Below are 22,397 nucleotides of genomic sequence, written 5' to 3'. Positions count from 1 at the left end.
CGCAGTGCGCGGCTCATTGGATCGGCGTGGATCAGCGGCCGTGGCCGTGGTGGTGACCGCGGCGGTCGTCGCGATCCCAGCGGTCATGCCGGTCATGCCGGTCATGACGATCCCAGCCTCGTCCGCGATTCTCGACGTAGACCGGGCGCGGTTGCACGTAGACTGGTCGGGGCTGGACGTAGACCGGACGCGATTCGACATAGACCGGACGCGGTTGCACATACACGGGGCGCTGCTGCACGTACACCGGTTGCGACTGGTAGTAGCCGTTGTTGTAGCCATTGTGGTGGCCGTAATGACGGCGATCGTCGCGAGTGTTGATGGAATTGCCCACCGCCGCGCCGATCACGCCGCCGGCAACGGCGCCGCCGGTGCCGCCGACCGTGTGGCCGACGACGGCGCCAAGCACCGCGCCAACGGCCGTGTTCGTACCACGATCACCGGCCATTGCCGCCGGCGATACCGCGACAGCGGCCAGCAGCACAGCACCAAGGGTTGTCGATTTCAACATGGTCTTTCCTTTTACCCTGGCGGAGATCGGAATGATGACTGCGACACCGGGTATGGACGTACTATATTCCCGGGCTCGAATCGTGCCATTCGTTAATACAGTTTTTTACAACTGCATCTCGGTTGGTAACATTCTGTCTTGCAAGCAGCAGCGGGCGCCCCATCTAGGCACGACCAACGTCATCCGATCACTGCCATGCGCCCGAGCCGTAGTTTCTTCGTCGTCCTCTCCCTGCTGGCATTGCTGCTGGTCTATATCGGCATGCGCCTGCTGCCCGACCTTGGGCTTGGCCTGGCCGGCACGACCGCCGGCGTCCTCCTGCTGGGCCTGCTCGGCGCGCTGGTGCCGGTCGGGCTGATGTCGTCCTCGCTGCGCCGGCGGCGCTGGTCGGACCTGCTCGCCTGGCTCGGCCTGCTGTCGATGGGCCTGTTCTCGTCGCTGCTGGTGTCCACCTTGCTGCGCGATGCGATCTTGCTGGCGCTGCTGGTGTTGCTGCCCTTCGGCGCGCTGACGCCGGCGATCGGCTACGCCAGCGCACTGGCCGTGCCGCTGGTGGCGCTGGCCGTGACCGTGATTGGCTACGTCAACGCGCGGCGGGTGGCGCGGGTGGTGAAGATCGACGTGCCGATCCGGGACTTGCCGGCCGACCTGCACGGCTACGCCATCGCCCAGATCTCGGACATCCACGTCGGCCCCACCATCAAGCGCGCCTACCTGAACGCCATCGTCAACAAGGTCAACAAACTGGGCGCCGACGCCATCGCCGTCACCGGCGACCTGGTCGATGGCAGCGTGCAGCGCCTGGCCATGCATACCGAACCGCTGGCGCGACTGAAGGCGAGCGACGGCGTGTTCTTCGTCACCGGCAACCACGAATACTATTCCGGCGCGCTGGAGTGGATCGCCGAGGTGCGGCGCCTGGGATTGACGGTGCTGATGAACGAGCACGTGGTGCGCCGGCGTGGCGCCGCCTCTCTCGTGATTGCCGGCGTGGCCGACTATACGGCCCACCATTTCCACCCGGAGCACAAGAGCGACCCGCAGCGCGCCGTCCGTGGCGCGCCGTCCGGGGCCGGGGTGAAGGTGCTGCTGGCGCACCAGCCACGCAGCGCGCCGGAGGCGGCCAAGGCCGGCTTCGACCTGCAGTTGTCGGGCCATACCCACGGCGGCCAGTTCTTCCCGTGGAATCTTTTCGTGCCGCTGCAGCAGCCTTTTGTCGCCGGCCTGAACCGCGTACGCGATATGTGGGTGTATACCAGCCGTGGCACCGGCTACTGGGGGCCGCCGAAGCGCTTCGGCGCGCCATCCGAGATCACCCTGGTGCGGCTGGTAGCGGCCTGAACAAGGCGTTCGCGCGCCGTTTTCTGTCTGTACGTACGGCAAGAAAGTAGCAGCGAAAAGTTGCCGAATGCGCTATCGTTTGACCTTTCGAACTAGCAAGGGTTTCCCGCATGAAACGCAGCTTCCGTCTTATCCACCTTCCCGTCATGGGCGTCATCGCCGCCGCGCTGTTGAGTGTCCCGGCGCTGGCCGCCGGTCCCGGCAATGACCCTGCCGCCCTCGCCAGGATCCGCGACACGGCGATGAGCAGCGATTACGCCTGGCAACGTACCGAAGACATGACCGACCTGATCGGTCCGCGCCTGTCCGGCTCGCCCGGCGCGGCGGCGGCGGTGACCCAGGTGGCGGAAGCGATGCGCAAGCTCGGCGCCAAGGTGACCTTGCAACCAGTAAAAGTGCCGCACTGGGTGCGCGGCATCGAGACCGGCGAGCTGGTCGAGTACACGGGTCGTCCGCAGGGCGTGAGCCAGCGCGTCGTGCTGACCGCACTGGGCGGTTCGGGTGCGACCCCGGCCGAGGGCCTGGTGGCGCCGGTGCTGGTGCTCAAGAGTTTTGAAGAACTCAAGACCCGTGCCGCGGAAGTGAAGGGCAAGATCGTCCTGTTCGACGTGGCGTTCGACCAGCACATGGCCGATCGCGGCCTGGCCGGCCACGCCTATGGACAGGGTTCTGCCTACCGCCGCAACGGCCCACGCATGGCGGCCGAGCTCGGCGCTGTCGGCGCGCTGGTGCGTTCGGTCGGCGGCGCGGCCTATCGCCTGCCGCATACCGGGTCGTCGGGCCTGCTCGAGAATGCACGCATCCCCGCCGCCGCCGTGACGGCGGAGGACTCGATGTTGATGGCGCGCCTGGCCAAGCGCGGCCCGCTGAGCATGAAGCTGGTGCTGACCCCGCAGAACCTGCCGGACGCCGACAGCTTCAACGTGATCGCCGACTTGCCGGGCACCGAAAAACCGGACGAAATCGTGATCGTCTCTGGCCACCTGGACTCCTGGGACCTGTCGCCGGGCGCGCATGACGATGCCGCGGCCGTCGCCAGCGCGATGGCCGTGTTCGAGGTGCTCAAAAAGCTCGACTACCGTCCACGCCGCACCATCCGCTTCGTCGCCTGGATGAATGAAGAGAACGGCCAGCGCGGGGCGGCCGCCTACCTCGCCGCCGAGCAGGCGAACGCGGGCAAGCACTTCGGCGCGATCGAAAGCGACAACGGCGTCGGCCGCCCCTTCGGCCTGCGCGCCAGCGTGATGCCGCAGTCGGTCAAGCTGTTCGCGCCGCTGCAAGCGGCACTGCAGCCGATCGGCGCCAATGTGTTCCAGCGCCAGGATGTGCTGGCCACCGGCGACCTGGCCGGCCTGGAACGCGCAGGCGTGCCGAGCTTCGCGCCGATCGTCGACACCTCGAGCTATTTCGACTACCACCACACGCCGGCCGACACGCTGGACAAGGTCGATCCCGACATCCTGCGCCGCCATGTAGCGCTGATGACCGCGACCGCCTGGTACCTGGCGAATATGGAGCAGGACATCGGCCGCTCCAGCGTGCCGAAGCCCTGAACCCGGCCCGCCCGTGTTGCCGGCTCAGGCCGCTGTGCTGATGCGCCGTATCGCGCGCGCATGGCCGCGGTAGGGCCGGCCATAGATGGTCTGGATGCCGCTTGCGAAATTCTGGCCCCAGACCAGCTGCACGCGGGTGGCGTGCGGCTCGCTCGACCAGTACCAGTTGCGCTCGAACGATTCGCGCAGGTTCGCGAACAGCAGCGCCAGTTCGCGCCGCGTCGGCAGCGCGCCCCCATGGCCGCTGGCCCAGGTCACGGCGGTGGGCCAGCTGACGTCGGAGGAGTCGCCTGGCAGCAAGACCAGGTGGTAGTCGGGTTCATCCTTGCCCAAGATCAGACCGGCGTATTCCTCGCCATCTTGCAGCATGCCCCGGATTTGCATGTATTCGCCCATTGAAATCTCCTCGCGTTAAGTAGCGTGGGATAAGACTGCTGAGCGCGACTTTTGGTTTCGTGTCGAGTTCGATCTAGATCATGGTCGCGTTAAATTTCTAAGGGGAAGAGAACACGACCTATAACTTCCGGCTGCGCATTTGCCTGAAGGATAGCGGCACCGTCAGCTCGGAACCGCTTTTTGCCGGCTACTCACGCTCCGCCGTACTGCCGAACTACAAGCTGTAGACCGGCTCGCCGGCAATCGGCCGCAGCCTGGCGACCTACGCTCCGGCGGCCGGCATCGACGGCAAGGCCCGCGGCAGCGCCATCGACCTCCGCGCTTTCCAGCACTAAAGCATCAGGATCGCGCAGCTCGACTCCCTGCGCATTCCCCGCATGCGCGTCTTGCCGACACCGCGCACCGAGCGCGGGTCCGCTTCCAGATAACTCAGCGAGACCGTCCCTTGGCGTGGATTGCATCGGCATTTCTAGCAAGCGTTTGATTTCCAAGAAGAAATTTCTCTTAGAAATCTAATACCGCCAAAAAAGATTTCCTAAAAAAAGTTGAACTTAGGAAGTTTCCTGCGCTCAAAGGGTTACATTGATTAATTAGGGTAAGACACATTCATGCAGACCTTCGCTACCTTCGCTTCGATCCGTACCAACGTCACCCGCGCCGCCACCGCCATCGCCTTGCTGGCCGCCGCCATGTCGGCCAACGCTGCCGCCATCCCGACCACACCGAATAATTTCTACGTCTCGCCAACCGGCTCGGACACCGCCGCCGGCACCAAGGCCGCACCGTTCAAGACGCTGGCGCGCGCCGCCAAGGCCGCGACCAAGGCCGGCACCACTGTGTTCGTAGCGCCTGGTACCTATGCCGGCGGCATCAGGACCACTGCCAGCGGCACCGCTAGCAGCCGCATCTACTGGGTGTCGACCACGAAGTGGGGCGCGAAAATCGTACCGCCTGCCAAATCGACCAACAAGACCGCCTGGGATAACCGGGGCAACTACGTCAGCATCATCGGCTTCGACGTCGACGGCAGCAAGATCGGCACCGGCACCAAATGGGTGCTCGGCATCTACACCGGCGGTTCGTACAACGTCATCGAGGGCAACCGCGTGCACCATATGGCGACGACCATTCCGTGCAATAGCGCCGGCGGCTCGGCGATCGGCGTGGACAGTTACTACAAGGGCGTCAAGGGCGATGTGATCGGCAACGTCGTGCACGATATCGGCCCGGCCGGCTGCACCTACGTCCAGGGCATTTATCACAGCACCTCGGGCACCATCAAGAACAACGTCGTCTACCGCGTCGGCTCGGCAGCGATCCACCTGTGGCACGATGCGACCGATCTCCAGATCGTCAACAACACGGTGAGCTCGTCGGTATTCGGCATCATCGTGGGCGGTGGCGACTTTTACTTCACGAAAGCCGGCGCCAACAACGTCCACGTGCACAACAATATCGTGTACGACAACAAGTACGGCATCTCGGAGCAGGGCACGACCGGCAAGGGCAACACCTACAAAAACAACTTGGTCACCAAGAACACGACCTACAACTTCCAGCTGCGAAATGGCCTGACCCATACGGGCACCATCAGCTCGGAACCGCTGTTCGCCGGCTACTCGCGCACTGCGGCACTGCCGAACTACAAGTTGTCGACCAGCTCGCCGGCGATCGGCCGCAGCCTGGCGACCTATGCCCCGGCGGCGGACATCGACGGCAAGGCACGCGGCACGGCCATCGACCTCGGCGCTTATCAACACTAAGCAGCACCAGGCAGCACCAGGCAGTACCCCCGGCAGCACCGACCCGGACCGAAGCCAGCCACGGCCAGCTTCATCCGGCGTCACCCGCGCCAGCGCCAGCTGGCGGATCTCGTGGACGGGCGCATGCGCACCCTCCGCTCCGACACATCAGGAGACGCCCACGCCTCGCGTGGACAGTCGCGCCCTGCGCGTGGCCCCTCCATTGCCCGGTCTTTTTTCCGGACTAGAAGGAAACCTCAGATGAAAAGCAGCACCATGATCGCCTCGAACCTCCGCACCAACGTGACCCGTGTCGCCGCAGCAGCAACCCTGCTGCTGGCCGCTACCGTATCGGCCCAGGCCGCCACGGCCCCGCAAAGCGCGGCGCCAGCCGCCACCGCCGCCGCCTCGGCGCAGGAACAAGTGCGCCAGCTGTACCTGACCCTGCTCGGCCGTGAGCCGGATGCGGGCGGCCTGCAGTACTGGAGCCAAGCGGTGAGCCGCGGCGTCAGTCTTGCGAGCGTTGAAGCGGAGATCAAGCGCAGCACTGAATACACGAAGCGCAATCCAGGCCCCGTCACCGGCCCGAGCACGATCCCGGCCACGCCGTACAACTATTATGTGTCGCCGAACGGTTCGGACAGCGCCGCCGGCACCAAGGCGGCGCCGTTCAAGACCCTGGCGCGCGCCGCCCAGGTCGCGACCAAGGCCGGCACGACCGTGTTCGTGGCGCCCGGCACCTATGCCGGCGGCATCAGGACCACCGCCAGCGGTACGGCAAGCAACCGCATCTACTGGGTGTCGACCACGAAATGGGGCGCGAAAATCGTACCGCCTGCCAAATCGACTAACAAGACCGCCTGGGATAACCGTGGCAACTACGTCAGCATCATCGGCTTTGACGTCGATGGCAGCAAGATCGGCACCGGCACCAAATGGGTGCTTGGCATCTACACCGGCGGTTCGTACAACGTCATCGAGGGCAACCGCGTGCACCATATGGCGACGACCATTCCGTGCAATAGCGCGGGCGGTTCGGCGATCGGCGTGGACAGCTACTACAAGGGCGTCAAGGGCGATGTGATCGGCAACGTCGTGCACGATATCGGCCCGGCAGGCTGCACCTACGTCCAGGGCATTTATCACAGCACCTCGGGCACGATCAAGAACAACATCGTCTACCGTGTCGGTTCGGCGGCGATCCACCTGTGGCACGATGCGACCGACCTCCAGATCGTCAACAACACGGTAAGCTCGTCGGTGTTCGGCATCATCGTCGGTGGCGGCGACTTTTACTTCACGAGCGCAGGCGCCAACAACGTCCACGTGCACAACAATATCGTGTACGACAACAAATACGGTATCTCTGAGCAGGGCAAGACCGGCAAGGGCAACACCTACAAAAACAATCTGGTCACCAAGAACCCGACCTACAACTTCCAGCTGCGCAATGGCCTGACCCATACGGGCACCATCAGCTCGGAACCGCTGTTCGCCGGCTACTCGCGCACTGCGGCAACGCCGGACTACAAGCTGACGGCGAGCTCGCCGGCAGTCGGCCGCGGCATCGGCACCTACGCGCCGAAGAACGACATCGACGGCAAGGCACGTGGCAGCAGCATCGACCTGGGCGCGTATCAACGTTAAGCAGCGTTAATAGCTTGTGATGGCGGCGTGACCGCGAGGTAAATGGCCCGGACGTGAGAGCGTCCGGGCCATTGTTCTAGGCACTATCATCGTTAAATATGGATGAGCATTGAACTGCTGAGCTGACCCGCGGTCCAATCTTGGTTGCCATCGATCGGGAGCGCGCCATGAAAACGCCGGAGTTCGCGAAGCAGGTCGCCCAACTAACGCTACTGGACCAGCCGCAGCGTCACGAAGTCCTCGCCGCGCCGCATCCGGCCGCCGGGCTCGACCGGGTGGTTGCCCTCATCGGCGAGATCCGTTCGGAGCGGCGCTGTTGCCCGGATTGCGCCTGTGAACGTTGCCACCGCCATGGCCAGGCAAATGACCTGCAACGCTTTCGCTGCTGCGCGTGTGGCCGCACCTTCAACGATCTGACCGGCACGCCGCTGGCACGGCTCAGGCACAAGGGCAAGTGGCTCGACTATCTCGACGCAGTGCTCGATTCCCGCACAGTCCGTGCTGCGGCCAAGCGTGTCGGCGTGCACCCCAACACCACGTTTCGCTGGCGCCACCGTTTTCTCGATCGGGCCAAGGACGACCGGCCCGAGCGCCTGGTCGGCATCGTCGAGGCCGACGAAATGTTCCTGCTCGAATCGCAGAAGGGGTCGCGCAAGCTCGATCGGAAGCCGCGCAAGCGCGGTGGCAAGGCCCCCCTGCGCGGAATCTCGCATCACCTGGACTGCATCCTGGTGGCGCGCGACCGCAGCGGACAAACCATCGATGCCGTTACAGGCCGTGGAGCGGAACTCTAGTCGCGGGTTTGGTGTCTGACGGTACGTAAGCGGGTAAAACGTAGCACGATCGAAGTGCTCATCTATGTCGCGAAAACCAAGCACAGCAGATGAGGACGTGAACGTGAACGGGATACTTGTTTACTGCACGATGGCATGGAGATGCGGTTCGCCACCGGCGCCTTCGCGGCGCGATCGGCGCTACCCGTGGCGAGTCTGGCGGCAACGCCAGGCACTGTCGCTAGTGTGTTGCTGGCGGGAGGCGGGAGAGTTACGCCTGTCAGGTACGAATACGGTCAGTAAGACGGTTCGGGGCAGGAAGAGGACGCTGAGTACATTTGCTCACGTCTTTGATAGCAGCCTTGAAGGTTAGCCAGCTGGTCAGGCACCTGCTGCCGAAACTCGATTCCCAGGCGCTGCTGGTTACCGACGCCAACGCCGCCTATTCCGCCTTCGCCCGTGCCCATGGAATCGCACACCAGGCCGTCAATCTCAGTGTCGGCGAACGCGTCCGCAACGGCGTCGAGGGCGCCATCCATGTGCAAAACGTCAACGCCTATCACCGAAGATTCAAGGAATGGCTGGCGCGCTTCCATGGTGTGGCGTCGCGCCGCCTGCCCAATTATCTGGGCTGGCATTGGGCGCTCGATGGCGGGCGAGTCACTCCTGTCGAGCAATTGCTGCGTATTGCATTCGGGTTCATCAACAGGTAACGATGACAGCACCTCGTTCTATTCGGATTCCGTATCGATCGGCTGCACGACTTCGGGCCCGCCGAGCCCGGCCCGGTTGACCAGCGTGCTGACCGCGTGCCACTCGAACGCGTCCGAGGGCAGGGCGGCGCGGCGCGCGAACGCCAGCGCTTCTTCGCTCGAAAGCGCCGGGTCGAGCCAGGTTTCGGCATCGACCGCATCCAGCACCACCGGCCGCCGGTCGTGGATGTCGAGCATGCCGCCCGTGGCGTCGTCGGTCACGAGCACGAAGCCGGCTTCGGCGCGGTTCTCGGTAAAGCCGCCAAAATTGGCCAGGGCCAGCATGAACAGCGGCGCACCGTTGCGGCGGTGGATGTGCCAGGGTTGCTTATGCCCTTTTTCGCCGGTCCATTCATACCAGCCTTCGGCCGGCACCAGTGCGCGCCCCGACTTGAGCAGCCCGCGCCAATAGCGGTTGGTGAGCTTGTCCATGCGCGCGTTGATCGTCACCGGCACCTTGCCCTTGGCCCAGCGCGCCTGGTAGCTCCAGTACACGTCGTCCACCCGCCGCTCGCCATCCTGGATGTGCAGCAGGGGCCGATAGGTGCCGGGCGGCACGTTATGGGCCGGCGCGGCTTCGCTGTCATACACCGCGTCGAGCCAGCCGATCGCGCTGGCGTAGTTGCGAGCCGTCTGGCTCTGGTCAAATCGTCCACACATGGCTCGATACTAGCGCAAGGCTGTCCTAGGCAGCGCGCGAGCCGTGTGGCGTTTGGCCGCATCGTCCGGCAATGGTATGCTCCGGGCTAATATGATTGACAAGGAGCAGGTATGGCAGCAGGCTGGTGGACCGTATTGAAGACCGTCCCATGGAGCGATGTGATCAGCGCCGCGCCCCAGGTGGCGACCGGCGCGCGCCGCCTGTGGGACACGGTCAATCGCAAACCGGGGGCGGTGGACCCGGCGACCGGCTTGAGCCCCGAGATGGCCGCGCAAGAAGACGATATCATCGGCCTCCTGCTTGCGCGTTCCGAACAGAACGACGCGGAGCTGAACGACTTGCGCAACCAGATGCGCGCGGCCTCCGAACTGATCGCCAACCTGGCCGACCAGAACGCCCAACTGATCGCCAAGGTGGACGTGCAGCGCCAGAAGATCACCTGGCTCAGCGTGACCGCCGGCCTGTCGGCGCTGCTGGCGGTGGTGGCCCTGATCCTGGTGGCAGTGCGGACATAAATGAAACTGGTACTGATCTGCGCGACCCTGTTCATCTTCATTTCGATGCTGCTGAACGGGGCGCGCCGGCGCGGCAAGCTTAACGACAGCGCCAACCGCGCCGTGTCGGGCCTGGCCAATTCGATGCGCATCTTCGTGTTCGGCCTGTTGTTCTTCGTGGCGATCGTCTGCGTGGCGATGGCCTGGCATATGCTGCAAAGCCCGCCTTGACCCCGGTCGGCGCGGCTGCCGGCAATTCCGGTTCTTTCGGTGGTCCGGGAATTTCCGGTATGATTTGAATTGTTTCCCAAATTCAACATTTACCGATCCGTGATCCAGTCCAAGCCAGAATCCATCAGCAGCCTGCCGGTGCGGGTACTCAATCTCGTCGATAGCGGAGTGATCGTGCTCGACCACGAAGGACGCATCGTCCTCTGGAACGGCTGGCTGGTGCCGCGTTCCGGCCGCGGCGCGGCGCGCATGCAGGGCCATGCGCTGATCGAAGTCTTCCCCGACCTGCGCGGTTCGCGTGTCGAGGCGGCCATCTTCGCCGCGCTGCTCGAAGGCGTCGCCACCGAGCACGTGCCGCCCTCGAACAACCGCGCCCCATTCGCGCTGCGCGAGCCGGGTAGTTTCGACGGCGCCCTGATCGACCAGGCGGTCTCGGTCACGCCCTTCGACGAGGACGGCCAGCGCTTCTGCCTGGTCGAGATCCGCGACGTGAGCGGTGTCGCGGTGCGCGAGCGGCGCCTGCTGGAACACGCCGAATCGCTGCGCGCGCGTTCCTACATCGACGGCCTGACCGGCATCGCCAACCGCCGCCACTTCGACGTGGCGCTGGAGCGCGAGCTGCGCCGCGCGCAGCGCGCGGATGGCGCGCTGGCGCTGCTGCTGGTCGACATCGATTCGTTCAAGGCCTATAACGACCACTTTGGCCACCAGCAGGGCGACAGCTGCCTGACCATGGTGGCCCAGGAGCTGGCCGGCATGCTCAAGCGGCCGGCCGACCTGGCGGCGCGCTACGGCGGTGAAGAGTTCGCGGCCGTGCTGCCCGACACCACGTTGGAACAGGCGCGCGTGCTGGCCGACCGTATCCGCGCCCACGTCGCTGGCCTCGGCCTGCAGCAGGCGCCGGCCGCCTACCATCCGCAGGTCACGCTCAGCATCGGCGTCGCCGCCTTCGACCGCGCGCGCCTGAACGCGCCGGAAGCGCTGATCGAGGCGGCCGACAAGGCCTTGTACGCGGCCAAGCGCGGTGGCCGCAATCGCGTGGTGGCCGACGGTGACGCGGTGGACGCCGCCGCCTGAAGCCTCACACGGGCGGCAGCCGGTCCAGCAGCTTGTCGAGCGTGACCGGATACTCGCGCACCCGCACCCCGGTGGCGTTGTAGATCGCGTTGGCCACCGCCGCCGCGACCCCGCATAGGCCCAGCTCACCGACGCCCTTGGCCTTCATCGGCGACGAGTATTCGTCTTCTTCGTCGAGGAAGATCACTTCCTGGTGCGGGATGTCGGCATGCACAGGCACCTCGTAGGTGGCCATGTCATGGTTGGCGAAGAAGCCCAGGCGCTGGTCGACCACCAGGTGTTCCATCAGCGCGCCGCCGACGCCCATCGTCATCGACCCGATCACTTGGCTGCGCGCGGCCTTCGGGTTGAGGATGCGGCCGGCCGCGCACACGGCGAGCATGCGCCGTACCCGGGTTTCGCCGGTGACGGCATCGACCGCCACTTCGACGAAGTGGGCGCCGAAGGTCGATAGCTGGTTCTTTTTGGCCAGGTCACCGAACTCGATCACGTCCTCGGCCACCAGTTCGCCGTCTCGCGCCGCCTGCGCCAGCGGCAGGCTGCGGCCCGCGGCGCGCACGGCCCCGTCGACGAATTCGGCCTCGCCGGCCAGGCCCAGCTTGCCGACCACCTGCTCGCGCAGCTTGACGCAGGCCGCGTACACGCCGGCGGTGGCGCTGTTGGCGCCGAACTGGCCGCCCGAGCCGGCCGAGACGGGAAAGTCGGAGTCGCCCAGCTTCACCTCTACCCGCGCCAACGGCACGCCGAGCATCTCGGCCGCGGTCTGGGCGATGATGGTGTAGCTGCCGGTGCCGATATCGGTCATGTCGGTCTCGACGACCACCGTGCCGTCGCCGCGCAGCCTGACGCGCGCGGCCGAGGTGATCACGGGGCTGTTGCGAAACGCCGCCGCCACGCCGTGCCCGATCAGCCAGCGGCCTTCGCGCACCTGCGCCGGCTTCGGGTTGCGCTTGCTCCAGCCATGGCGTTCGGCGCCGGTGCGCAGGCACTCGATGAAGCGCCGTTCCGAGAAAGGCCGGATCGGCTTTTCGGGGTCGACCTTGGTGTCGTTCAGGATGCGGAACTGGACCGGGTCCATGCCCAGCTTTTCGGCCAGCTCGTCCAGCGCGATCTCGAGCGCCATCAGGCCCGGCGCCTCGCCCGGCGCGCGCATCGAATTGCTCTCGGGGAGATCGAGCACGGCCACGCGGGTGGTGGTCATGCGGTGCTGGCCGGCGTACAGCAGGCGGGTCTGCTGGGTCGCGACCTCGGGCCGCCCGCCCGGCAGGTTGCCGTTCCAGGTTTCGTGGCCGATCGCGGCGATGCGGCCGTCGCGGCCCGCCCCGATGCGCAGGCGCTGGATGGTCTTGGGGCGGTGGGTGGTGTTGTTGTAGACCAGGTGGCGCTGCAGGGCCACCTTGACCGGACGCCCCGCGGCGCGCGCGCCGAGCGCCGCCAGCAGCGCATCGGCGCGCAGGAACAGCTTGCCGCCGAAGCCGCCGCCGATATACGGCGAGACGACGCGCACATCCTGCTTGCGCATGTGCAGGGTCCTGGCCAGGTCGCTGCGCCACCAGTCGATCATCTGGCTCGAGGTCCAGATCGTCAGCTTGCCGCCATCCCAGCGCGCGGTGGTGGCATGCGGCTCCATCATGGCATGCGACTGGTCGGGCGTGGTGTAGACCGCATCGAGCTTGACCGGGGCCAGCTCGAAATGGCGCTCGAAGTCGCCGGCGCGGGTGTCGGGCGGATAGTCGCGCTCGGGCTTGGGCGCGATGCCGCTGTCTTTCACCGACGCGAGGTCGAAACTGCCTTTCTCTTCGCGGTAGCGCACTCGCACCAGGCTGGCGGCGGCGCGGGCCTGTTCGAAGGTCTCGGCCACGACCAGGGCCAGCGCCTGGTGGTAGTGTTCGATCTTCGGGCCGCCGAGCAGGCGCGCGGTGTTCTTCTCGCCCTTGCCGAGTTTGCCTGTGCTGGCGGCAGTGACCACCGCCAGCACGCCCGGCGCCCGCTGCGCCGCCTCAACGTCGATGGCGGCGACCGTGCCCTTGGCGATGGCGGAACCGACAACGATGCCGTGGGCCGCGCTCGGCACTTCGCGGTGGTGTTCATAGGCATAGGTGGCGCGCCCGGTGCACTTGAGCGGGCCGTCGATGCGGTCGTAGGGGCGGCCCACATGGCGCAGCCGGTCGATCGGGTTGGTGGTGGCGGGGGTGTTGAATTTCATGGGTGTGACCTCTCGAGGCGCCGCGAACGCGGCGCTCGCATCAAGAAAAGAAGCGGAGCGGCGCCGCGGCGCCGCCCCGCATGCGGCGTCAGGCGGACAGCGGCATCTTCTCGATCAGCTTGTCGAGCGTGATCGGGTATTCGCGCACCCGCGCGCCGGTGGCGTTGTAGATCGCGTTCGCGACCGCGGCGCCGACACCGCAGATACCGAGTTCACCGACGCCCTTGGCCTTCATGGGCGAGGACAGCTCGTCTTCTTCCTTGATGAACACGACTTCCTGGTGCGGGATGTCGGCATGCACCGGCACCTCGTAGGTGGCGAGATCGTGGTTGGCGAAGAAGCCGAGGCGCTTGTCGACCACCAGGTGTTCCATCAGCGCCGCGCCCACGCCCATCGTCATCGCGCCGATCACCTGGCTGCGCGCCTGCTTCGGATTGAGGATGCGGCCAGCCGCGCACACGGCCAGCATGCGCCGCACCCGGACTTCGCCGGTGATCGCGTCGACCGCGACTTCGACGAAGTGGGCGCCGAAGGTCGACAGCTGGTTCTTCTTGTCCAGGCCACCGGTAAATTCGATCGTGTCCTCGGCCACCAGCTCGCCGCCGGCCGCGGCTTGCGCCAGCGGCAGGTTGCGCCCGCCCGCGCGGACCGTGCCGTCCACGAATTCGGCCTCGCTTTCCTTGACGCCGAGCTTGGCGGCGACCTGTTCGCGCAGCTTGGCGCAGGCGGCGTATACGCCCGAGGTCGAGCTGTTCGCGCCCCACTGGCCGCCCGAGCCGGCCGAGGTCGGGAAGCTGGAGTCGCCCAGGCGCACCTCGACCCGATCCAGCGGCACGCCCAGCATCTCGGCCGCGGTCTGGCCGATGATGGTGTAGCTGCCGGTGCCGATGTCGGTCATGTCGGTTTCGACGATCACCTTGCCGTCGCCGGTGAGCCGCACCCGCGCGGCCGACTTCATCACCGGGCTGTTGCGGAAGGCCGAGGCCACGCCGTAGCCGATCAGCCAGCGGCCCTCCCGGGTCTGGCCCGGCTTGGGATTGCGCTTGTTCCAGCCGAACTTCTCGGCGCCCATGCGCATGCACTCCACGAAGCGGCGCTCGGAGAATTTGCGGATCGGCTTTTCGGGATCGACCTTGGTATCGTTCAGGATGCGGAACTGGACCGGGTCGATGTTGAGTTTCTCGGCCATCTCGTCGATCGCCACCTCGAGCGCCATCATGCCCGGCGCCTCGCCCGGCGCGCGCATCGCATTCCCTTCCGGCAGGTCGAGCAGGGCGACGCGGGTCGCGGTCATGCGGTCGGCGCCGGCGTACAGCAGGCGGGTCTGCTGGGTGGCGACTTCCGAACTGCCCTTGGGCAGGTTGCCGTTCCAGGATTCGTGGCCGATGGCCGTGATGCGGCCGTCGCGGCCGGCGCCGATACGGATGCGCTGGATGGTGGCCGGACGGTGGGTGGTGTTATTGAAGATCAGATGGCGGTGCAGCGCCACCTTGACCGGGCGCTTGGCCGCGCGCGCGCCGAGGGATGCCAGGAGGGCGTCGGCGCGCAGGAACAGCTTGGAACCGAAACCGCCGCCGACGTAGGGCGAGATCACGCGCACCTTGTCCTTCGGGATGTTCAGCGTCTTCGACAGGTCCTTGACGCACCAGGCTATCATCTGGTTCGAGGTCCATACCGTCAGCTTGTCGCCTTCCCAGACCGCGGTGGTGGCGTGCGGCTCCATCATCGCGTGCGACTGGTCCGGCGTGGTATAGGTGGCGTCGAGTTTCACCGGGGCGGTATCGAAGCCGCGCTGGAAGTTGCCGGCCTTGGAGTCGGGCGGATCGGATTCCCAGTCGGGTTTCACGGCCTTGTCCTTTTCGGCGGCCAGGTCGAACTTGCCTTTCTCTTCGACGTATTTCACGCGCACCAGGTGGGACGCGGCGCGCGCCTGTTCGAAGGTCTCGGCGACCACCAGGGCCACGGCCTGGTGGTAGTGCTCGACCTTGGGGCCGGCCAGCAGATGGGCGACGTTCATGTCGCCTTTACCCAGCTTGCCGGCGTTGGCGGCCGTGACCACGGCCAGCACGCCGGGCGCGCGGCGCGCAGCCTCGATCTCGACCGAGGCGATGCGCCCCTTGGCGATGCTGGAACCGACCACGAAGCCGTGGGCGGCGTTCGGCACTTCCTTGTGGTGCTCGTAGGCGTAGGGAGCCGTGCCGGTGCACTTGAGCGGGCCATCGATGCGGTCGAGCGGCTGGCCGACATAGCGCTGGCGGTCGATGGGATTGGTGGTGGCTGCAGTGGTGAATTTCATGGGATCAGCCTTTCTTCGCTGCGTTCATCGCTTCCGCGAGGGTGCGGTGCACCAGGGCCACCTTGAACGCGTTGTCCTCGGTGGTGCGGGCGCCGGCCATCAGGCGATCCGACACCGCCTTGGCGCCTTGCGCCATCTGCCGTTCGGCTTCTTCGACCCGCCAGGGTTTGTGGGCCACGCCGCCGACCGCCACGCGGCCGCTGCCGTCGGGCAGGATCACGGTGGCCACCGAGACCAAGGCGAATGCGTAAGAAGCGCGGTCGCGCACCTTGCGGTAGGCGTGCACGCCGCCCAGCGGCTTCGGCAACTTGACGGACGTGATCAACTCACCCGGTTCGAGCACGGTCTCGATGTGCGGGGTGTTGCCAGGCAGGCGGTGGAAGTCGGCGATCGGGATGCTGCGCATGCTGCCGTCGGCCTTCACGGTCTCCACCTCGGCGTCGAGCAGGCGCATGGCGATCGCCATATCGCTTGGATGCACGGCGATGCAGGCTTCGCTGGCGCCGACCACGGCATGGTGGCGGGTGAAACCGCCAATGGCGGCGCAGCCGCTGCCCGGCTGGCGCTTGTTGCACTTCTGCGCCGTGTCGTAGAAATAGGGGCAGCGGGTGCGTTGCAGCAGGTTTCCGGAGGTGGTGGCCTTGTTGCGCAACTGGGTCGAGGCGCCGGCCAGCAGGGCGCGCGACAGCACGGCGTAATCCTTGCGCACGCGCGCGTCGGCCGCCAGGTCGGTGTTGCGCACCAGCGCGCCCACGCGCAGGCCGCCGTCCGCTGTTGGCTCGATCTTGTCGAAGCCCAGGCCGTTGACGTCGACCAGGGCGGTCGGGGTCTCGATCTCGAGTTTCATGAGGTCGAGCAGATTGGTGCCGCCGGCGATGAAGCGGGCGTTCGGGGTGCGGGCGACGAGTTCGGCGGCTTGACGCGCCGAGGTGGCGCGCTGATAGGTAAATGCCTTCATGCCTTGACCCCTCCCACTTCGGTGATCGCATCGATGATGTTCGAGTAGGCGCCACAGCGGCAGATATTGCCGCTCATGCGTTCGCGGATCTCTTCCACGGAGAGCAGGGGCTTCACATTCAGGTCGGCGGTCACGTGACTTGGAATGCCCTGGCGGATTTCCTCGATCACGGACACGCTGGCACAGATCTGACCGGGGGTACAGTAGCCGCACTGGTAGCCGTCGTGTTTGATGAACGCCGCCTGCATCGGATGGAGCTTCTCTGGCGTGCCGAGGCCCTCGATGGTGGTGATGTTGGCGCCTTCGTGCATGACAGCCAGCGACAGGCAGGAATTGATGCGGCGGCCGTCCATGATGACGGTGCAGGCGCCGCACTGGCCCTGGTCGCAACCCTTCTTGGAACCGGTCAGGTGCAGGTGCTCGCGCAGCGCGTCGAGCAGGCTGGTGCGGGTGTCCAGCTGCAGGGTGACCGGCTTGCCGTTGACGGTGAAAGAGACGCCGGTGGTGACCGGCGGGGGAGTGGTGGTCGCGTCGGCCGTGGGTGCGGCCTGCTGGGCATGCGCGCCCGGTACGGCCGCGGTCGATACCGACAGGGCGCCGGCGATCAACAGGTCGCGCCGGGTGAGCTTGACGTCGCTGAATTGGTCCATGCTTGTGGCTTCCTTCTCTAGAGTGCGTTGCCCACGCCAGTTCTCGGCGTCAATACTGCGGCGCCGGCAGGTGTGGAAGGGCTTGCGGGGTTGTCGAATTGATTCTAAGTCAGCTATCGGGAAGGCCGCGTTCCCTTGAAACTTGAAGTTTTCCGTTGGCTGTCAATATCAGCCGGCGGAAAGGGTTCTTGGCAGAGGCGGCGGCACGAACGGCACGCGCGCCGGCCGTAGGCACTGGCCAACGCGATAGTGCGGAAGGGGGAGGCAAGCCTATTGCTGAAGGACGTAGTCACCCGGTGCGGGCGCCGTGTCCGGCATCGGGGCTGGCGGCGCTACATGCTTGCCGGCATGGCGTGACAGCCATTGATCCCAGGCGGGCCACCAACTGCCTTCGAGCTGGGGCACGCGCGCGAGCCAGCGGTCGGGATCGATGTACGGGTCGTCGTGGCGGTGCACGGCGACCTGGTAGCTGCGGTTGGGACTGCCCGGCGGGGCGACCACGCCGGCATTGTGGCCGCCGCTGGTGAGAATGAAGGTGATCTCGGTGTCGGTGAGAGGAATGATCTTGTACACCGAGCGCCAAGGCGCGACGTGGTCGGTGAGCGTGCCCACCGCGCAGATGGGCACGTCGATATCGCTCAGCGAGACGGGATGCCCGCCGGCCAGGTAGCGCGAGCTGGCCAGGCTGTTACGCAGGAACAGGCGGTGCAGGTATTCGGTGTGCATGCGATAGGGCATGCGGGTGGCGTCGGCATTCCAGGACATGAGGTCGCTCTCCTGCTCGGGCAGGTCGAGCAGGTAGTGGCGCAGGCGCCGCGACCAGATGAGGTCGTTAGAACGCAGCAGCTGGAAGGCGCCGGCCATCTGGCGCGTGTCGAGATAGCCCTGCTGCCACATGGCGGCTTCGAGGAAGCTGACCTGGCTGTCGTCGATGAACAGCGACAGCTCGCCGGGCTCGGTAAAGTCGACCTGGGCCGCCAGCAGCGAGATGCTGGCCAGGCGCCGGTCGTGGTCGCGCGCCATGGCGGCGGCGGCGATCGCGAGCAGGGTGCCGCCCAGGCAATAGCCAGCGGCATTGATCTTGCTGGCGTCGGTCTGGGCCACGATGGCGTCGAGCGCGGCAGTGATGCCCAGCTGGCGGTAGTCGTCCATGGTGAGGTCGCGGTCTTCGGCTTGCGGATTCTTCCACGACACCATGTACACGGTATGGCCGCGCTCGACCAGGTAGCGCACCAGGGAATTGTGCGGCGACAGGTCGAGGATGTAGAACTTCATGATCCAGGCCGGCACGATCAGCAGCGGCACTGCGTGCACGGCGGGGCCGACCGGGTCGTAGCGCAGCAATTCGATGAGCCGGTTCTGCATCACCACCTTGCCCGGCGTGACGGCTACCTCGCGTCCTGGCCGGTAGTTGACCTCGCGCGGCTTGCCCGCGAGCTGGGCTTGTACGTCGCGCCAGGCGCGCGCGGCGCCATTGGCCAGGTTCAGCCCGCCGCTGGCCAGCACGGCGCGCTGTACGACGGGGTTGGTGGTGACGAAGTTGGACGGCGCCACGCAGTCGAGCATCTGGCGCGCGAGGAAAGTGACGACGTCGGCATGGTGCGGCGCGACGCCGCGCACGGTGGAGGTGGCGCGGTGCCACCATTGCTGGCTCAGCAGGAAGCCCTGGCTGAGCTGGCGCCAGGGCGAGGTATTCCAGGCCGGATCCACGAAACGCTTGTCCTGGGCCAGCGGCCGCACCAGGTCGGCGCCATCGGCGGCCGGCGTGACCAGGTATTGCAGCCAGCGCTGCCAGCCGAGGACGGCATCGCTCGCCAGTTCGTGCTGCTTGTCGGGCGACATCATGAGGTGGCTGGCCCAGTCGAACCACGCCATGCCGAGCGCGGCCGGCGACAGGTTGCCGGTCATGCGCCCGAGCCAGGCCCACAGCACGAGGTCGGCATGGACATGCCCGCTGCCGGCGACGCGCGCATGGCGGTGGGTGCCGCCGAGCCAGGCGCTGCCTTCGAGCCGGCGCGAGCTGCCGGCGGCATCGGGGCGAGTGTCGGGCGCCATGAAGAGGGCTCGCGGGATGCTGCTGCGCTCAGTGCGCGATCAGGAGCGGCGTCGTGCTGCCCGCCAGCAGCGCGCGGGTGACGCCGCCGAGGACGAACTCGCGGTAGCGGCTATGGCCGAAGGCGCCCGTGACCATCAAGCCGGCATCGTGCTCGCGCGCGACCTTGAGGAGCGCCTCGCCGGTGCTGCTGCGCGTGGTCTCGATGACGACGTCGACCTTGACCCCATGGCGCGCCAGGTGCAGCGCCATGTCGGCGCCGGGTTCTTCTCCATGCATCTCGGCCATGGCGCCGGGATTGATGAGCGTGAGCTTGACTGCATCCGCCTGCCGCAGCAGGGGCAGGGCGGCGGAGATCGCGCGGATCGCCTGCATGCTGCCATCCCAGCCGACGACGGCGGTGCCGGGCAGGAGCCGTCCTTTCCAGCCGGGTGGCACCACCAGGACGGGACGCGCGCCATGCAGCGCGATGTATTCGGGCAAGCCGCGCGCCTGGGCCGGAATGCCCGGCACGACGATCGGTTCGGCGTCGCGGCTGACGATCACGAGGTCGGCGTAGCGCGATTCGAGCAGCAGGGCGTAGCGGGCGTCGTCTTCGAGCATGCGCGTCTCGAAACTGTTGACGCCGTGGCGCCCGACGGCGGTGCTGAATTCTTCCAGCCGCGCCTCGACCGCCTCGCGCACCCCGTTGAAATCGGATTCGGGCATCATCGGCGCCCCCATCGAGCCGACCAGCAGGGAATAATCGAACCAGGAAATGCCGGTGGCCGCGCTGCCGACGAGGTGGGCGTCGAAGGCATTGGCCAGCAGTGCGCCGGCACGCAAGCGCGCCTCTTGCTCGGGGCTGCCGTCGACGTGAACCACGATGGTCTTGTACATGCTCGTTCCTTTCTTCTCGGTAAAAGCGGACTCGGGCGGATAGGCATGCCGGTATCCCGCCAAGGCGATGGACCCTGAACGTCATCTGGCCTATACACTTGGATTACTCGAAGTCCACTTTATTCCCGGATCGGACGCATGTCAGGACCGCGATTGATGTGAATCAAAAAAGCTAAGAAAGAAGGGAAGATGAATGCCGAGGGGCATTGTCAGGAGTGCGTACGACTGCTCTGACGCAAGGACGCGGTAGCGATTACCTCTTTTAGGCCTTGTGACGATGCGCGGTGGCCGCATACTTATGTCATTGCCGGCGAAGTGGTCGGTTCTCTTGTGTCTCCATCTCGGCCCTGCCGAGGACTTGGCCGTTGCCTGCTTCGTGCGGCAGCGGCCTTTTTTTAGGTGGAGGCGCCTGGGATGCGCGCCGCGACCAGGTCTGGTGCGGCGGACGGTTGCGATTCAGTGGTGGCGGGCTTCGCGGCGTGCGCGGTCAGGTCGCCGGGAACGAGCATTTCCCAGTTCGTGCTGACCAGGTCGAGGACCATTTCTTCTTGCCGGCCGCAGCAGGTGCAGGTGCGCTGGTCTCGGGCCGTGTTGTACTGCCAGGAATGGGTCGTCGTGAGCGCGCCCGCGATGGCAGAAAAGAACGATTTTGATGCCGAGAAAAATCCCATGATGCCCGCCAGAAGTTAACCTAGTCAGCGTATTACGGAACTTGTGAGTGCGCAAGATACTGAACAGGTAAAGCCTTGACTCTCTTGCTTCCGGCTGCTCGAGTGTTGTGAAATGGATGCATTCAATGTCGGACCATGGGCGTCGTGGTTCGTTGGTACTCAAGCGACCTCGAATGTCGTGCTCATGACGCCGACCAGTGCCACCATCTCGGCCGACTCGTGACCGCCGTCGCCTCCGCCAATGCGAAAGAACGACACCACGCCTGTACGCGAGCCTATTCCGTTGCGCGCAGCTTGCTCGCCCCTGTAGACCTCGGGCGCGCCCCACTGGTGCCGCAATATGTTCGACAACTTGGCTTGGCCCGGCTCGACGTACTTGCCCTTGAGGGCGCCAGCATTCGCCTTCATCCGCGCGCCGGGCAAGCTCACCCCGGCCATGAGCAGGCCATAGCTTATGCGAATCGCGCAGGTGTCGTTGTAGGCCCTATCGTCGATAAGGTCATTCCAGCCAATGTCGGCATACAGATCTTCACGTTTGGTGCGGTTAGGATAGTGCATCATCACGCTGAGCAGTGCCGGTCTCACGACGTCCTCCCTTTGGTTGGGCATGGGTAGATCTTGGCCAGGGCAGCCACGATGAGTGGTGCGGCACCTTTCTTCAACTGGTCCGCCGGCAGCAACTCCATTTGCTCAGCGGCCAGGTAGCTGAGCTCATGCCCAACGTGCTGCCCAGCCGGGCACCAGAGCAGGCCGACCGTGCCATCCATGACGCCATCCATGTAGCCCATCGCACGCTCACGGCGCATCGAAGCGGCGCCGTTGTCAGGGGCGGCCAGCATGTCCCGAACGAATTTCTCGCCGGTCAAGGTTGGGATGTAGGGCACCGCAAGCACCTCGACCGGCAGCAGGGCCGCCAGTAGGACCGTCGCGCATGTCGCCATCCGCATTTTTCGAGCCATCGTGTCCTCCCAGGTTGTAGAAGCCATCGTGGCCGATGTGCTGAATGGGAGAATTGGTTGGCGTCAACTGTCACGCGAGTGTGCGGCACCGATTGATCGAGGCCGTCTTAGCCCGGCGCCAGCAGGCTGTCGTTATTGACCTGTGGCTCAATGATCGGCGGGGCTCCGCTGATCGGTCAGTACGCGTTTTATCGCGGCGGGCAGAAGCGGTGTCCGGAAGCTGCGTCACATAGGAAGCGGTGTCAGGAAGCGGTGTCAGGTCCGACATCTGGACACGGTCTCATCAATTATCGGCTGCCGCGCGTTTGTCGCACGATTCTCGAGAGCATTGATTGAGTGTGCAAGGCTGAGGTCGAGTCCGAATGTCAGACCTGACCCTGTCGCGCACGGCGGGCAGAAGCGGTGTCCGGAAGCTGCGTCACATAGGAAGCGGTGTCAGGAAGCGGTGTCAGGTCCGACGTATGGACATGGTCTCATCAATTATCGGCTGCCGCGCGTTTGTCGCACGATTCTCGAGAGCATTGATTGAGTGTGCAAGGCTGAGGTC

General features: G+C 65.7%; 20 protein-coding genes and 1 pseudogene. 9 read left to right on the top strand and 12 right to left on the bottom strand.

Annotated features, from left to right (window positions below; genetic code table 11):
• Positions 1-31: 31 nt before the first annotated feature.
• Positions 32-511, bottom strand: a complete 480-nt coding sequence (locus AC3A6F_RS16045) for a glycine zipper 2TM domain-containing protein (RefSeq protein WP_487682402.1) — start codon at positions 509-511, stop codon at positions 32-34.
• Positions 512-706: 195 nt separating this feature from the next.
• On the opposite strand from AC3A6F_RS16045, the gene AC3A6F_RS16040 reads away from it, so the two are divergent.
• Together AC3A6F_RS16040 and AC3A6F_RS16035 are read left to right on the top strand one after the other, a co-directional pair.
• Positions 707-1,852: a metallophosphoesterase gene (locus AC3A6F_RS16040; RefSeq protein WP_487682400.1), complete on the top strand. Its 1,146-nt coding sequence runs from the start codon at positions 707-709 to the stop codon at positions 1,850-1,852.
• A 110-nt stretch (positions 1,853-1,962) separates the two neighbouring features.
• Complete coding sequence (locus AC3A6F_RS16035) at positions 1,963-3,405, top strand: M20/M25/M40 family metallo-hydrolase (RefSeq protein ID WP_487682398.1); 1,443 nt, start codon at positions 1,963-1,965, stop codon at positions 3,403-3,405.
• Between the two features lie 24 nt (positions 3,406-3,429).
• Here AC3A6F_RS16035 and AC3A6F_RS16030 read toward each other — a convergent pair whose 3' ends face one another.
• Positions 3,430-3,801, bottom strand: a complete 372-nt coding sequence (locus AC3A6F_RS16030; protein WP_487682396.1) for an Lcl C-terminal domain-containing protein — start codon at positions 3,799-3,801, stop codon at positions 3,430-3,432.
• Between the two features lie 608 nt (positions 3,802-4,409).
• Between AC3A6F_RS16030 and AC3A6F_RS16025 the strand changes: the two genes are divergently transcribed.
• From AC3A6F_RS16025 to AC3A6F_RS16010, 4 genes and pseudogenes are all read left to right on the top strand, one after another.
• Positions 4,410-5,564: a right-handed parallel beta-helix repeat-containing protein gene (locus AC3A6F_RS16025; protein ID WP_487682394.1), complete on the top strand. Its 1,155-nt coding sequence runs from the start codon at positions 4,410-4,412 to the stop codon at positions 5,562-5,564.
• Between the two features lie 240 nt (positions 5,565-5,804).
• Complete coding sequence (locus tag AC3A6F_RS16020; protein WP_487682392.1) at positions 5,805-7,190, top strand: right-handed parallel beta-helix repeat-containing protein; 1,386 nt, start codon at positions 5,805-5,807, stop codon at positions 7,188-7,190.
• 167 nt (positions 7,191-7,357) lie between these two features.
• Positions 7,358-7,975: pseudogene (locus AC3A6F_RS16015) on the top strand (IS1595 family transposase); the annotation flags it as partial.
• Between the two features lie 326 nt (positions 7,976-8,301).
• Positions 8,302-8,676, top strand: coding sequence for an IS1595 family transposase (locus AC3A6F_RS16010; RefSeq protein WP_487682390.1), 375 nt, complete (start codon positions 8,302-8,304; stop codon positions 8,674-8,676).
• An 18-nt stretch (positions 8,677-8,694) separates the two neighbouring features.
• Here the strand turns inward: AC3A6F_RS16010 and AC3A6F_RS16005 are convergent, their stop codons facing one another.
• Complete coding sequence (locus AC3A6F_RS16005; RefSeq protein ID WP_487682388.1) at positions 8,695-9,375, bottom strand: SOS response-associated peptidase; 681 nt, start codon at positions 9,373-9,375, stop codon at positions 8,695-8,697.
• 111 nt (positions 9,376-9,486) lie between these two features.
• On the opposite strand from AC3A6F_RS16005, the gene AC3A6F_RS16000 reads away from it, so the two are divergent.
• From AC3A6F_RS16000 to AC3A6F_RS15990, 3 genes are all read left to right on the top strand, one after another.
• Positions 9,487-9,891, top strand: a complete 405-nt coding sequence (locus AC3A6F_RS16000; protein WP_487682386.1) for a hypothetical protein — start codon at positions 9,487-9,489, stop codon at positions 9,889-9,891.
• On the top strand, positions 9,892-10,101 hold the full coding sequence (locus tag AC3A6F_RS15995) for a hypothetical protein (RefSeq protein ID WP_123070961.1): 210 nt from the start codon (positions 9,892-9,894) through the stop codon (positions 10,099-10,101).
• A 99-nt stretch (positions 10,102-10,200) separates the two neighbouring features.
• A complete protein-coding gene (locus AC3A6F_RS15990) occupies positions 10,201-11,178 on the top strand; it encodes a GGDEF domain-containing protein (protein ID WP_487682384.1) in 978 nt (325 codons plus the stop codon).
• A gap of 4 nt (positions 11,179-11,182) precedes the next feature.
• On the opposite strand, the gene paoC (AC3A6F_RS15985) is transcribed toward AC3A6F_RS15990, so the two are convergent.
• From paoC (AC3A6F_RS15985) to AC3A6F_RS15945, 9 genes are all read right to left on the bottom strand, one after another.
• The gene (paoC, locus tag AC3A6F_RS15985; protein WP_487682382.1) at positions 11,183-13,384 is read right to left on the bottom strand and encodes an aldehyde oxidoreductase molybdenum-binding subunit PaoC; all 2,202 of its coding nucleotides are present in this window, start codon (positions 13,382-13,384) and stop codon (positions 11,183-11,185) included.
• An 88-nt stretch (positions 13,385-13,472) separates the two neighbouring features.
• Entirely contained in the window at positions 13,473-15,680 is a 2,208-nt protein-coding gene (paoC, locus tag AC3A6F_RS15980) for an aldehyde oxidoreductase molybdenum-binding subunit PaoC (RefSeq protein WP_487682380.1), read from the bottom strand.
• A 4-nt stretch (positions 15,681-15,684) separates the two neighbouring features.
• Positions 15,685-16,638: an FAD binding domain-containing protein gene (locus AC3A6F_RS15975; RefSeq protein ID WP_487682378.1), complete on the bottom strand. Its 954-nt coding sequence runs from the start codon at positions 16,636-16,638 to the stop codon at positions 15,685-15,687.
• A complete protein-coding gene (gene paoA, locus AC3A6F_RS15970; RefSeq protein WP_487682377.1) occupies positions 16,635-17,288 on the bottom strand; it encodes an aldehyde dehydrogenase iron-sulfur subunit PaoA in 654 nt (217 codons plus the stop codon). The genes AC3A6F_RS15975 and paoA overlap by 4 nt, the downstream gene beginning before the upstream one ends.
• Before the next feature lie 270 nt (positions 17,289-17,558).
• Entirely contained in the window at positions 17,559-19,343 is a 1,785-nt protein-coding gene (locus tag AC3A6F_RS15965; RefSeq protein ID WP_487682375.1) for a PHA/PHB synthase family protein, read from the bottom strand.
• A 28-nt stretch (positions 19,344-19,371) separates the two neighbouring features.
• Positions 19,372-20,220 carry a universal stress protein gene (locus AC3A6F_RS15960; RefSeq protein ID WP_487682373.1) on the bottom strand — a complete coding sequence of 283 codons (849 nt, stop codon included), beginning with the start codon at positions 20,218-20,220 and terminating at the stop codon, positions 19,372-19,374.
• A gap of 395 nt (positions 20,221-20,615) precedes the next feature.
• On the bottom strand, positions 20,616-20,891 hold the full coding sequence (locus AC3A6F_RS15955) for a hypothetical protein (protein WP_487682371.1): 276 nt from the start codon (positions 20,889-20,891) through the stop codon (positions 20,616-20,618).
• Between the two features lie 159 nt (positions 20,892-21,050).
• The gene (locus AC3A6F_RS15950) at positions 21,051-21,476 is read right to left on the bottom strand and encodes a T6SS effector amidase Tae4 family protein (RefSeq protein WP_487682369.1); all 426 of its coding nucleotides are present in this window, start codon (positions 21,474-21,476) and stop codon (positions 21,051-21,053) included.
• On the bottom strand, positions 21,473-21,877 hold the full coding sequence (locus AC3A6F_RS15945; RefSeq protein WP_487682367.1) for a Rap1a/Tai family immunity protein: 405 nt from the start codon (positions 21,875-21,877) through the stop codon (positions 21,473-21,475). The genes AC3A6F_RS15950 and AC3A6F_RS15945 overlap by 4 nt, the downstream gene beginning before the upstream one ends.
• Positions 21,878-22,397: the final 520 nt, after the last annotated feature.

It is taken from the genome of Massilia sp. Soil_C_3, assembly GCF_057657035.1.
The sequence above is the reverse complement of the archived record's forward strand: the minus strand, read 5'-3'. Positions and strand labels throughout refer to the sequence as shown.